This window comes from Bartonella sp. AP30XZML, from assembly GCF_042195945.1.
Taxonomy (GTDB): Bacteria; Pseudomonadota; Alphaproteobacteria; order Rhizobiales; family Rhizobiaceae; genus Bartonella.
The window spans coordinates 80,551-94,164 of record NZ_JBHIPJ010000027.1; the positions used below are offsets into that span (position 1 = coordinate 80,551).

General features: G+C 34.4%; 8 protein-coding genes. 1 reads left to right on the plus strand and 7 read right to left on the minus strand.

Annotated features, from left to right (window positions below):
- Window positions 1-53: 53 nt before the first annotated feature.
- Complete coding sequence (locus ACFIL2_RS01840) at window positions 54-1,283, minus strand: N-acetylmuramoyl-L-alanine amidase (protein ID WP_375634067.1); 1,230 nt, start codon at window positions 1,281-1,283, stop codon at window positions 54-56.
- A 586-nt stretch (window positions 1,284-1,869) separates the two neighbouring features.
- Between ACFIL2_RS01840 and ACFIL2_RS01845 the strand changes: the two genes are divergently transcribed.
- Window positions 1,870-4,500 carry a ribonuclease E/G gene (locus ACFIL2_RS01845; protein ID WP_375636720.1) on the plus strand — a complete coding sequence of 877 codons (2,631 nt, stop codon included), beginning with the start codon at window positions 1,870-1,872 and terminating at the stop codon, window positions 4,498-4,500.
- An 88-nt stretch (window positions 4,501-4,588) separates the two neighbouring features.
- On the opposite strand, the gene ACFIL2_RS01850 is transcribed toward ACFIL2_RS01845, so the two are convergent.
- The 6 genes from ACFIL2_RS01850 to ACFIL2_RS01875 form a co-directional block, all read right to left on the minus strand.
- Entirely contained in the window at window positions 4,589-5,200 is a 612-nt protein-coding gene (locus tag ACFIL2_RS01850) for an invasion associated locus B family protein (protein ID WP_375634064.1), read from the minus strand.
- 1,506 nt (window positions 5,201-6,706) lie between these two features.
- The gene (locus tag ACFIL2_RS01855; protein ID WP_375680299.1) at window positions 6,707-7,546 is read right to left on the minus strand and encodes a hypothetical protein; all 840 of its coding nucleotides are present in this window, start codon (window positions 7,544-7,546) and stop codon (window positions 6,707-6,709) included.
- A gap of 260 nt (window positions 7,547-7,806) precedes the next feature.
- Entirely contained in the window at window positions 7,807-11,307 is a 3,501-nt protein-coding gene (gene mfd / locus ACFIL2_RS01860; protein ID WP_375639708.1) for a transcription-repair coupling factor, read from the minus strand.
- Between the two features lie 5 nt (window positions 11,308-11,312).
- Entirely contained in the window at window positions 11,313-11,600 is a 288-nt protein-coding gene (locus tag ACFIL2_RS01865) for a succinate dehydrogenase assembly factor 2 (RefSeq protein WP_375634061.1), read from the minus strand.
- A 64-nt stretch (window positions 11,601-11,664) separates the two neighbouring features.
- The gene (locus ACFIL2_RS01870; RefSeq protein WP_375621231.1) at window positions 11,665-12,345 is read right to left on the minus strand and encodes an ABC transporter ATP-binding protein; all 681 of its coding nucleotides are present in this window, start codon (window positions 12,343-12,345) and stop codon (window positions 11,665-11,667) included.
- Complete coding sequence (locus ACFIL2_RS01875) at window positions 12,345-13,613, minus strand: lipoprotein-releasing ABC transporter permease subunit (RefSeq protein ID WP_375634060.1); 1,269 nt, start codon at window positions 13,611-13,613, stop codon at window positions 12,345-12,347. The genes ACFIL2_RS01870 and ACFIL2_RS01875 overlap by 1 nt, the downstream gene beginning before the upstream one ends.
- Between the last annotated feature and the right edge of the window lies 1 nt (window position 13,614).

The window sequence follows — 13,614 nt, forward strand, 5'->3', positions numbered from 1 at the left end:
TTTATACTAGGGTACACTAGAAGCCCATATAGATACTCTATTTTCTCACAAATTTAAAGAGGCTGTATCATTTTCTGCCTATAATCAGCAAATTGACGAATAGAATGAGCAATAGAGGCTGCCATTTGTTTTCTCCAATGAGGATCATTTAATAACTTTTCATCCTCTTTATTGGATAAATAACCTATCTCTATCAAGACTGAGGGTATATCTGAAGCTCTTAAAACTTGAAAATTAGCATAACGATGTGGGTTATTAATCAAGTTAATATGATTCTTTGATAAACTTGAAATAACACTATTTGCAAAATTAACCGAAAATGTATGTGTCTCACGTCGTGTAAGATCCATCAAAATATCTGTAACTTCGAGCGTTTCATCTGCAGGCAAACCATCAAGCAAATCAACTTTATTTTCATTTTCAGCTAAAGATTTTGCAATGGCATCAGAGGCTTTGTCTGATATGGTATACACTGTGGCACCGCGAAGAGAATGTAGATCAATCGTATCCGCGTGAATAGATATAAAAAGATCAGCATCAAACTCTTGCGCTTTTTTAACTCTTTCACTTAGTCTTAAAAAAATATTGGAATCTCGTGTTAAAGCAACGGTAATATGAGAATCCTTTTGTAATTCGTCTCGCAATGCACGCGCAAAGTCTAAAGTCACATCTTTTTCTAAAATTCCAGTAACCCCCCGCGCACCACCATCAATACCACCATGACCAGGATCAAGAACAACACGGAAATTATATGCTGGCATTAACTGTGTTTTTGTATCAAAATTGATCCTTTGCTGTTTTTTTAATATCTCATCAAATTTTTCTTGTGTACTTTTACGAATATCAATCAGCAACTGCCATAAACCATTATTTAAATTTTTTACGACATTTTTTTCAACTACAAAAGCCGTTTTACTTGTCAAAACAATGCGTGAAGTCTGTATGTCAGAGAAAGCATAACGCACATCTGAAAGCATAACGGATAATGTATTCCTTTTCTTTAAAGGCGTATTTTGCATCGAAAAGTCAATTGTAGGTAAATTGATAACCAAACGTGCTGGCCTGTCCAAAATCTGTAAACGAACATTTGGTTTTGAATTAAAAACCGCAATAATACGCGTATGAACACTATCACCAATGGTTCGAAAATTAATAAGTCTCAGAGGATCTGCGGCTTGAAGACTGGTTTGGAGTAGCAAAAAAGATAATAAAAAGTATGTGACGAACACAATAACATCCCCATAAGCTGTTTTCAGCTTTTTGGTAAAAAAAACTCTTATCATAAGCAAAATACTCTACATTACCTTTGTAATAATTTATCTTGGTTACATAAAACGATACACCAATTTATTATCTATTTTTCAATAAAAGCTAAATAAACACCTCAAAACGAAATTAAGGTCATAAAGATATTATAATTATACATGATTTACATTGTTACTTGCCAAACGCATGATATCAACATAAAAGAATATTTATGCTTCCTAGCTGATAATAGTCATCTAAATTATCTGTAACTCATATTAAGTTGTCTTTAGAAGTTTTTTGTCTATTATGCGTTGAGACTTTTTTATGGATGAAAAATTTCTATGTTGTAACATTAGGATTGCATTACTTAAGATTCGTTGGTTCGGATATCCGAACTGTTTTAAAGATTATTTTACCGGAGACTTTTAAGAAATATGAGTCATAAAAAACAGATGGAAATAATGATGAGAAATGGTGTAAATGCAGTCATGCCTTTGCACGTGGTGTTCCGTCCTGTTTTTCTGGTACCTCCCTTTTATGGCAGACAGCCTTTTATATTTACGAATAGTTATAGCATTCGTTTGAATAAAATTGTGCATGTCGCCTTCAGGATATTAACTTATGTCAAACAAAATGCTTATAGATGCCTCCCATCCGGAGGAAACACGTGTTGTTGTTGTTCACGGCAACAAAATTGAAGAACTTGATTTTGAATCAGAACATAGAAAACAGCTCAAGGGGAATATTTATCTCGCACGTATTACGCGTGTAGAACCGTCTCTCCAAGCGGCTTTTGTTGAATATGGTGGAAACCGGCATGGTTTTTTAACATTTTCTGAAATTCATCCTGATTATTATCAAATTCCTATTGCTGATCGCCTTGCTCTTCTTGAAGAAGAAGAAAAAGAAGCTGTAGGAGAAAATTCTGTAGATACCTTTACGGAAGAAGCAACTAAAAATAAAAAACGCTCCAGAAGAACAAAAAAAAGTGAAAAAAACAATGTTATAGCAGCCGATATTGAAAATGATATCACATCTGAAGCGATAATAATTGATAATACAGAAGAATCATTAAATGCCAATATCTCTTATGATGAGATTGAAATGGTCGGTGCTGAGGACATCCGTGAAGAGCTCCCGATTTATCAAAGAAAACAAGGGCGCCAGTATAAAATTCAAGAAGTCATTAAACGACGTCAAATTTTGTTGGTACAAGTTATCAAAGAAGAGCGTGGTAATAAAGGTGCTGCCCTTACAACATATCTATCTCTAGCTGGTCGTTACTCTGTTCTAATGCCCAACACAGCACGTGGTGGTGGTATTTCACGAAAAATTACGAACGTACAAGACCGTAAGCGTCTTAAAGAAATCGTAAAAGAATTAGCCGTTCCAAAAGGTATGGGCGTTATCTTACGAACCGCTGGTGCCAATAGAACAAAAGCTGAAATTAAACGTGATTATGAATATCTTATGCGGTTATGGGATACTATTCGCACTTTGACACTCGAGTCAACGGCGCCATGCCTTGTCCATGAAGAAAGCAATCTCATCAAGCGTTCTATACGAGATCTTTACAATAAGAACATTAGTGAAATTCTTGTCTCTGGAGACCAAGGATATCGTGAAGCGAAAGACTTTATGCGTATGCTCATGCCAAGTCATGCAAAAGTTGTGCAACCTTACCGTGATCCTACGCCCATTTTCGCAAGAAATAATATTGAAATTCAACTTGATAAAATGTTGCAACCACAGGTTTCTTTAAAATCTGGTGGTTATCTTGTTATTAATCAAACAGAAGCACTTGTTGCTATTGACGTAAATTCTGGCCGCTCTACGAAAGAATTCTCTGTCGAAAAGACAGCCTTACAAACTAACCTTGAAGCTGCTGAAGAAGTAGCGCGTCAATTACGCTTGCGTGACCTTGCTGGTTTAATTGTGATTGATTTTATTGATATGCTTGAAGAACGCAATGTGAAGCTGGTCGAAAAAAAATTAAAAGATTGTTTAAAAAATGATCGTGCTCGTATTCAAGTAGGTCATATTTCACACTTCGGCCTTTTAGAAATGAGTCGTCAACGTATTCGCATATCGGTTTTAGAAAGTACGACACAGCCCTGCCCACATTGCGCAGGAACAGGAAATATACGTTCTGAATCATCAATTGCGTTACATGTCATGCGCTCAATTGAAGAATATCTTCTTCATAATTCGCAACATAATATTATCGTGCGCACCCCCGTAGCAACAGCGCTTTATGTATTAAATCATAAACGCAATATTCTTGTTAATTTAGAAGCTCGCTTTAAACTTAATATTAGTATTGAAGCAGATGATAGTATTGGAACACAACATCTTGTTATTTCTAAAGGCTCAATAGCAGAGAGAATTTTTCAATCTTCATTGGAAGATGACAATAAGCAAGAAATTGAAGATTCTGTTTTCATAAAAAGTGAATCTATTGAAAATCCTTCTCCCATTGAAACAAACCAAAAGCGTCGGCGCAAAAATCGTCACGGTGAAATTACTGATCATTCTCTCTCCAACGTTCATAAAAAAGAAGATACCTTGAATGATGATTCTTATCGTCGAGGACGTCGTCGAGGACGTCGTGGTGGTCGACGCAATCAAGATAATAGTTTTCATCAGATTCGCGTTCCTTATGCAGAACCAGTGGGAGATTTTGCTAAGCAAGCTTTAGCAGAAATTAAAGCAGCGCATCGCAAACGTCGTGTTTCACCTGCTAAATCTTTTGAACTTGAAGAAACAAAGAATAATACACAAGCTCTAGATATACAACAACAGAGTGAATCTGAAAAAAATGATACAAGTATTAAACCTAAAAAACGTAAAACACGTTCTTCAAAAGTAGTAGAAAATCAACTTTTTTTAGAGAATGATCAAAATATTGCAGAACAAAAATCTCTTGAAGAAAAACCTACAACCAGTTCGGTGCATAAAACTAAAACAAAAAAAGCAGACAAAGCTGTTCATGAGGTAGAAGATAAAGCTCTTGAAAAGAGTAAAAAATCAACACGTGGAACACGTAAAAAATCATCTTCTAAAGAGACAACGCAAATACAAAAAATATTAGAGCAAGAAACTGTAATCGAGATGGAGAAAGTTATCGAAACCTCTCCTTCCCAAATTGAAGAAACAATTAATCAACCCGTTGTTATTTCATCAACGCCTAATGATTCTTCCAAAACTGAACGTATTGGTTGGTGGAAACGCAGAATTCTTTCGAAAAATTAAGGATTAAAAAAACCGCCACAGAAAATTGTGGCGGTTCAAATAAACAATTATAGAAGACGTTTTGACCAACTTCTATGGTGTGGGTTTATTACTTTTGTTTTGCTTTTTCTTGCTCATCCCGCATACGCTCTTCAATTTCTTTTTGCTTTGATTGAATGGCTTGCTGCAGCTTTATTTGTTCTTGTTGAAAATCTTTTTCCTCCATACCAGGACCGGTATAGGCTGCTGTAAACCCATTAAGAGAAAACTCAATAGGATTAGCTGAACCACGGAAATTAACTGTGGTTACAACCATTTTTGTACCACTTTTCATAGCTGCTATAAGCTTATCATCTAAGACATCATTAGCAATACAACTTGGTCCATTACAAATAATATAAGGAATTTTTTTAGAGAACTCGTCACCAATTTTAATGTGAACACCTTCTGGCAAAAAACGACCTGTAGGTACTTGAATACCTATACGTTTCTCATTTTGCTTCCCTTTTATTTCAACAAGATTAAAAGCCGTTAAAGGTTGTCCCGTATTCGATAATACAGTATTCATTGTATTACAAATATCAACATCATGCTGCTTACTGCAAACTTTGTACCAACCTTGTGATAAAGTTTGCGCATTTGCAGAAATACCAGCTATAAGAAAAAGGGCAGCAGCTCCAACTAATACTGAAACAGCAGAATAAACATTTTTATGCGACATGATTAAGTTAATCCTTTCAACGCGCTCTTAAGTAACTTCAAAAAAATATTAAATATAATTCCAACTTAATTTATTAAATTATAATGAAATAACAATTAATTTTACTATTTTTACTTCAATATAAAAAAAAAGTTAAATTTAGAGAAAAAATACGACGAGCCATTCTAATTTTTATACACTCATATCATTTCCCCTCTTCATCACATTGGTATTTGATGCAATCTATCCATAAAACACCTCTGTGCATTTAAACTAAGATTACACAAACGAATCAATATTGCAATGTTAATTAAAATAAACTCTGATACTACTCTAAAAAACTTACTAATTAAAATTTTTACATTTATTACTCTTCATGTTAAGCTTATAGAACATTAGCAACAGGTGTTGCAATGCATTAAGCTCCAAAATATCAGATAAGTTTTACAGTTTTCCTTATGTGCCTCGTGTGATACACAAAAACAAAATCATCTACGGTATTATTGAAACATTTGATGAATTAAAACCATTGATTGTCTAAAATTTCTGCCCTTGTTTACAAAACAATGGTGATACGCTTTTGTAATAAAAATTTTATATTCTATAGCGTTTAACTAAACAGTTTAGTTTAAAAATACGCTACTAAAGAAGTGCTTTTTTCTTAATTAAACAACACATTTTCTTAGAGAGAAAATCTATAACTGCTGAAAATATTTTATTTATAATAAACTTTCTTAAAATATAATAACATATTAATTTATAATAATAATTTATCTTTTTTCTATTTCTATATTGTATGAAAGATCCTAATAGCGCAAACCTCTCTTATATTGAATCAATAAAATTTATCCACTTGTACATCACAAGCAGAGTTAGTTTTATAGATAAAACTACTGAACAAAGGGATTCCCCCTATGAATCATCTCACGTGCCTAAAGCCATAATAAATTTATGCTCATATATTATACATCTATTATTGCACTTCTCTACAAATATCATCTCTCAGCTTTATAACATGAATAAAAAATATAGCTTTTATCAATTTATTTTAAGTTATTTCTCAAATAAAATAATTTACTAAAATGATAAATTCTTTTCATCTTTTACAACATCAAAGATATAAATCGTTAATGATTTAAGTTTTAAGAAAAAATGAATTCAAAATATCATTTTGTTTTCCTATATAACACAACTTAGAGCTATAAAACATCTCTCTTATCGTATTAATAAAACAAGATTTAAGATATGAAATGTATCGTCATTAAAATAATTAAACAGATAAAAATAAAAAACTACAAGCACAAAAAATCATGCATAAAAAGAAAACATAAAAAAGATATATGAGTTTATTATTTAATATATATATTAAAGCTTATATGATAAGAATAATAGATAATATCTTATGTGTATAAATTACTTTATTATAAATAATGATAAAAACAAAAAATTAAAATATATTTTACTAACATATTTAAACTATTATTTAGTATATTATCTTAATTTCTCTGTATTTGTATAATTAATTTTTTAATTGAATAATTCTTCAACATGAGAACGCATACGATCTATAATATTCTTTTTCTTGTTTGGAAGCATTATATTATGTACTTCTTTAATGGTATTACAAAGCTTAGGTGCACTTTTTACAAACCAATTATCTTCTGTAAGACTATTTTTTATATCGTCAAATATTTGTTTTTCATAACTATAAGAGCCATCTGTTAGTAATTCTTTAATATTCCTGACTAAACTAGGACTTATTGAATTATTTGCGCCTTTAGCCCAACTAAAATCTTTATCTTTCCAATCAAAATCTTTGCGCAAAATAGCACCTATATCACTTTGCAATATATCCGCTAACGTATTGCAAGCAATAATAAATATGAGATAATTTTTCATTATCTCATCATCACCTCCACTTTTCTCATTCATTCCCCATTCATTAAACGTTTGAGTTTTTTTTAAATAATCTTTTGCTTTAATCAACTTTTCTTTATACTCCCCTACTTCATACTCTCTCGCTATATGTATTCTAGAGATAATTTTTTGTTTTTTTTCAGCTAGATCCTGTAATTTCGAACCAAGATTATAATATTCATCCTTCAGAGTTTTCAGTTTTTTATATAACTTATTCCGTTCCTGTAAACGCTCATAGTATTCTGCTTTAGAAATATTTTTTTCCCAAATATCCAAATGAGATATACTTTCTTCAATAAATTGTATGCTCTCTTTAATATTCTTTCTTTTGTTTTTTAAATGTTGGTATTGTTCATCAGAAGATAACTCAGCATAAGCGTTTTTTACGCCATATATTAAAGTGAGTAACAAAAAAACGATAGTTAGACACTTTTGTAATGAAGAAAGCATGCTATCTTTACCTAAATTCTTTCTAAAAAATTTACAGGAGCTTATTAGCTTATTATATTGAAAGTGCTATTTAATGCGGTTAAACCGTCTAATCTATTTCCTTCATTATATCAATACGTATATAATAAAAACCAAATAAATATATAATGGCTCTTTATTATAAACTTAAATTTTATTCTTATACAAAATCAATAACTTTTTGTTTTTATAGAATAATTTTATAAAAATAAGTAATAGTTCTGAAATAATAAAGATATTTTTTAAACAGAATGTTGTTCTGCCATTTCGACAAGCTGTGTCATAATATTCGCTGCTCCAACAAGCCTTTCATCCGCTGTGGACCAATTACGAATAAGAGCGATACTTTGATCTGGACGAATTTTTGCCATCGAACCTTGTTTTCCAACCCACTGAACAAGAGCAACACTATTTGCGAAATAGTTATTACGAAACTGTATAACAATCCCCTTTGGTCCTGTATCTAATTTCTCTACATGCGCTTTTCGACATAATGTTTTGATATAAAAGACTTTAAGAAGGTGTTGAACCTCAAGGGGTAAAGGACCAAAGCGATCAATTAACTCCGCTGCAAATTCATCAATTTGTTCTAAATCATCAAGTTCTGTTAAACGACGATAAAGTCCCATACGTAATGATAAGTCAGGCACGAAACTTTCTGGTATCATCACTATTGTACCAAGTGAAATTTGAGGAGACCATTGATTATCTTCATTTAGCTCTCCATCTTTTAATTCAGCAACAGCTTCTTCAAGCATTTTTTGATAGAGTTCAAATCCAACTTCTTTGATATGCCCCGATTGCTGTTCACCTAAAAAATTGCCTGAACCGCGGATATCCATGTCATGGCTTGCCAATTGAAACCCGGCCCCTAAGGTATCAAGAGATTGTAAAACTTTAAGACGGCGATCGGCAGCAGCTGTTAAGACTTTACCAGCAGGAAATGTAAAGAGAGCATAAGCACGTTGTTTTGAACGCCCTACCCTACCACGTAACTGATAAAGGGCAGAAAGGCCAAACATCTCAGCACGATGCACAATTAGGGTATTGGCTGTTGGAATATCAAGCCCCGATTCAATAATGGTTGTTGAGAGCAGCACATCATATTGTCCATCATAAAATGCATTCATGATATCATCAAGTTGTCCAGCCGGCATTTGTCCATGAGCCACAACGAATTTCAGTTCTGGCACATGTGTTTTGAGATATTCTTCTACAAAAGCCAGATCAGAAATACGAGGACAAACATAGAAACTTTGTCCACCACGATAATATTCTCGAAGCAGGGTCTCTCGTATAACAAGTGCATCAAAGGGTGAAATAAAAGTACGAACCGCCATTCTATCAATGGGGGGTGTTGTTATCAATGAAAGTTCACGTACACCCGATAAAGCTAACCCTAAAGTGCGTGGTATGGGAGTTGCTGAAAGTGTGAGAACATGAATATCACTTTTAAGCTCTTTTAAACGCTCTTTATGTTTGACACCAAAATGTTGTTCCTCATCAATGATAAGAAGGCCTAATCGTAAAAAATTAACTGCACCACTTAATAATGCATGGGTTCCAATGACAATATCGATTGTACCATCTGAAACACCTTTTTTTACTCGTGCAAGTTCTTTCGCTTTTACAAGCCTTGAAGCATGTCCAATTTTAACCGGTAATCCTTGAAAACGCGAAATAAATGTTTTGTAATGTTGACGTGAAAGCAAAGTTGTTGGTACAACAACCGCAACCTGATATCCATTTAATGCTGCAACAAAAGCACTTCGAATGGCTACTTCAGTTTTTCCAAAACCAACATCACCGCATATCAAGCGATCCATCGGCTTGCCTGAGGCTAGATCATCCAAAACAGCATCAATTGCATTCATTTGATCTTCCGTTTCTTCATAGGGAAAGCAAGCAACGAACTCATCAAAAGATCCAATTGGTGGAAGTAAAGCAGGCGCAGCACGAGTCATACGCTCTGCAGCTATACGGATTAATTGCCCTGCCATTTCCAATAAATGTTTTTTAAGCCGAGCTTTACGTGCTTGCCAAGCAACACCTCCTAATTTATCTAACGTTACCTCTGTTCCTTCTGAGCCATAACGTGAGAGAAGCTCAATATTTTCAACAGGTAAAAAGAGGAGATCACCTCCAGCATATTTAATTTCAAGGCAATCTCGTAAAATTCCAGTGGTTGTGATGGTTTTAAGACCAACAAATTGGCCAATACCGTGGTCGATATGCACAACAATATCACCAGAATTTAAAGCAGAAACTTCAGAAATAAAATTTGTATTATTCTTACGCCGCTTTGGCGATCTTATAAAACGATCGCCAAGGATATCTTGCTCTGCTATAATAGCCAAATCTTCAGCCACAAAACCATGTTCTATCATGATAACAGCTGCTAATATGCGATCTCGAGGTGTTGCTTTGACAGTTTGCAAAGATTTTGCAACATCTATTTTTTTCAATCCATGCTCGTCGAGAACTTGTACTAAACGATTCAGAGATCCTTCACTCCAACACGCTAAAAGTACTTTTTTGCCCGCAGCGCGTAAAGATGCGATGTGATCAATAACACTTGAAAAAACGTTTTTTTCCTGCGCATTACGCTCTTTTACAAAATCATATCCCTGTTTAACATGTGCGTGAATAACAGTTTGTTCCAAACTTTGTGGAATATTAAAAGGCGAAAAATCAATACGCTGTGAAGATTGTTGCACACATTCTAAAACACGCTCTGGCGTTAAATAGAGAAGACTAGGGTCTATTGGATGATAAGAAGTAGAATTTTCTTTATCATTTTCGCGCTCTTTGCGCGCATTATAATAGTCTTCAATAAGATGATAGCGCTCAATGAAGACTTCTTCTATGAGATGTTCAAAAACTATCGCTAAGTTGCCACAATGGTCAAACAAGCTATCAAGGTTTTCATAAAAAAATGGAAGCCAATGTTCCATACCAACAAAACGCCGACCTTGAGAAATTGCTTCATAAAGCATGTTATTTTTTTGTGATACACCAAATGTACGGGTATAATTGCTTTTAAAACGGCTGATGCGTTCTGGTGTAAGAACAACCTCACTCATTGCCTGTAATAAAAGTTCAGTTTTTTGGCCTGTTGTCCTTTGACTTTCTGGATCAAATACGCGGATACTTTCTAGGGTATCTCCAAAAAAATCAAGACGTAAAGGTTCAACATCCATCGGAGAAAAGATATCAAGTATTCCTCCTCTTACAGCAAACTCACCAACATCACGGACAACCGTAACACGTTCAAAACCATTGGTTTCTAGAAATTGAATAAGATTTCCCATGTTATTACGCTGGCCAACACGTGCGTGAATAAGCTGAGCTTCTATCATTTCACGAGGAGGCAACTTTTGCATAATTGCATTTGCTGTAGTTAATATAATTGCAGGATGTGGATCTTTCCGTAAATTTGCTATGTGTGCCAATGTTGATAGTCGACGTGCCATAACAGCAATTCCTGGTGATACGCGATCATAAGGCAAACAATCCCATGCAGGAAATTGAAGTACGGGTAAATTGGGTTCAATAAAATTTAAAACTTGTTGTAAATACGCAATTTTTGTTCCGTCACGGACAACATAGATGAGCGGTTTACCTTGTGCAATTTCTGAACTTAATTTAGCAAGCGCAAAGGCTTCAAATCCATCAGTAACGCCATCTAAAATCATACGAACAGAATTATTTTTGGGAATAACAATTTTTTTAAATATAGGCATCGGGATTAATAACTTAAGCAAGTACGATAATTGGCAATATCACGGAAAAGTGGACTATCAACTTCAGAGGGGGGCAAAATTTCTCCAGTAATCCATGTGAGTAAATCACGATCATCAAAAGACATAATATACTCAAGCTCAGAGAGCGTTCTATCATTCATCTCAGTGATATGAGCATCGACATAATGTCCAAAAATGAGATCCATTTCACGAATACCGCGATGCCATGCACGAAAAATCAATCGACGACGACGAGCATCTAATTGATTTTTGTCAACGACAAAAACTGTCATAAAAAATCTCCTTGAATAAAGTAATATAAACTATTCAATTAGTCGTAAAAATTTGTACCTTGCTTTAAGGAAGTTCTATAATCTTTTGTTCTTTAAGTGTAATTCGACGATGCATTTGCTTAGCCAAAGCGTAATTATGTGTTGCAATAAGAGCAGAAAGACCAGACTGACGAACAAGGATAGATAAAGCTTGAAAGACATAAGCTGAAGTTACTGGATCAAGATTTCCTGTAGGTTCATCAGCCAAAAGAACCGAAGGGCCATTTGCTACTGCACGTGCAATAGCAACACGTTGTTGTTCTCCTCCCGATAACTCTGAGGGACGATGGTTCGCACGATGAGAAATACGCAGATACGTTAATAATTTGCGCGCACGATCTTCTGCTATGGATTTTTTTAATCCTGCTATCATTTGCGGTATCATGACATTTTCTAACGCCGTAAACTCTGGAAGTAAATGATGAAATTGATAAACAAAACCAATATCATTTCGTCTTATAGCTGTTCGCTCACTATCAGAGCGCTTTGCACAAGAAACACCCCGTAACATCACATCACCAGCTGTTGGTTTTTCTAATAATCCAGCAATATGAAGAAGTGTTGATTTTCCAGCACCAGATGGTGCAACAAGTGCGACAAGCTCTCCACGATTAAGAATAAAATTGGCTTTATCTAAAACAATGAGAGGCTTATGACTCTCGAAAAAGTGTCTTTCAATCTCTACAAGCTCTAAAATAGCTGTCATTATTCATACCTCAAAGCTTGTACGGGATCTAGCTTAGCAGCACGCCATGCCGGAATGAGAGCAGCAAGAAACGACAAGAATAAAGCCATCATAGCAACCAAGACGGTCTGTTTCCACTCAATTTGTGCAGGCAATTTTGTTAAAAAATAAAGTTGAGGATTAAAAACGTCGACATTAAATAACCAAGATATAAAATCTTGGATATGATTAATATTCGCAGTCGCGATAACACCTAAAACTAAACCCAATATAGTTCCAATAAAACCAATCATCATTCCTGTAATGATAAATATACGCAAAATCGCACTCTGTTGAGCCCCCATCGTGCGTAAAATTGCAATATCATGACTTTTATCTTTTACAAGCATAATCAGCCCTGAAATAATATTTAAAGCAGCAACAAGAACGATCAGAGAAAGAATGAAAAACATAACATTTCGTTCAATCTGTAAGGCTGAAAAAAAAGCCTGATTGCGTGTACGCCAATCAATTAAATAGACCTGTTGATCAACTGCTTTTTCTACAACAGGTTTTATTTGATCAACAGCATCAGGATCATTTAGAAATAATTCTAAAGACTGAACCTTATCTCCCAAATTAAAAAACATTTGTGCTTCATGGAGAGGCATAAAGATAAATATTGAATCATATTCAGACATACCAACTTCAAAAATAGCAACGACTTTATAAGCTTTCACACGTGGGGTAACGCCAAAAGGAGTCTCATCACCATCTGGAGTAATAATACGAATATCTCTTCCAACTGTCAGTCCTAATTTTTCTGCTAAGCCACTTCCAATTGCAACACCTTCTTCTTGATCAAACCGAGAAATCGATCCTAATTTAATGTTTTGAGAGACTGTTTTAAGCTTTTCTAGATCTTGTTTGCGCATACCACGAACTAACGCGCCAGAGCCACCTTGAACTTCACCTTGAACAAGCGCTTGACCTTCAATAACAGGTAAAGCAAACTTCACACCATTTGTAGTTTCTAAAGAAGAAATAAGAGTCTTATAATCAGAAAAACCAGAATCAACTGTTTGAATAATAAGATGCCCATTCATACCAAGAATACGATTGAGAAGTTCTGTACGAAAGCCATTCATCACCGCCATAACAACAACCAGAGCAAATACGCCCAACATAATCCCAATAAGAGAAATAATTGAAATAACAGATGCAACGACATGTTTTTTATTGGGAATCATATAACGAAAAGCGATCATCCACTCATAAGATGAAAAGCATTTGTTTTTCAGCCTCTTCATA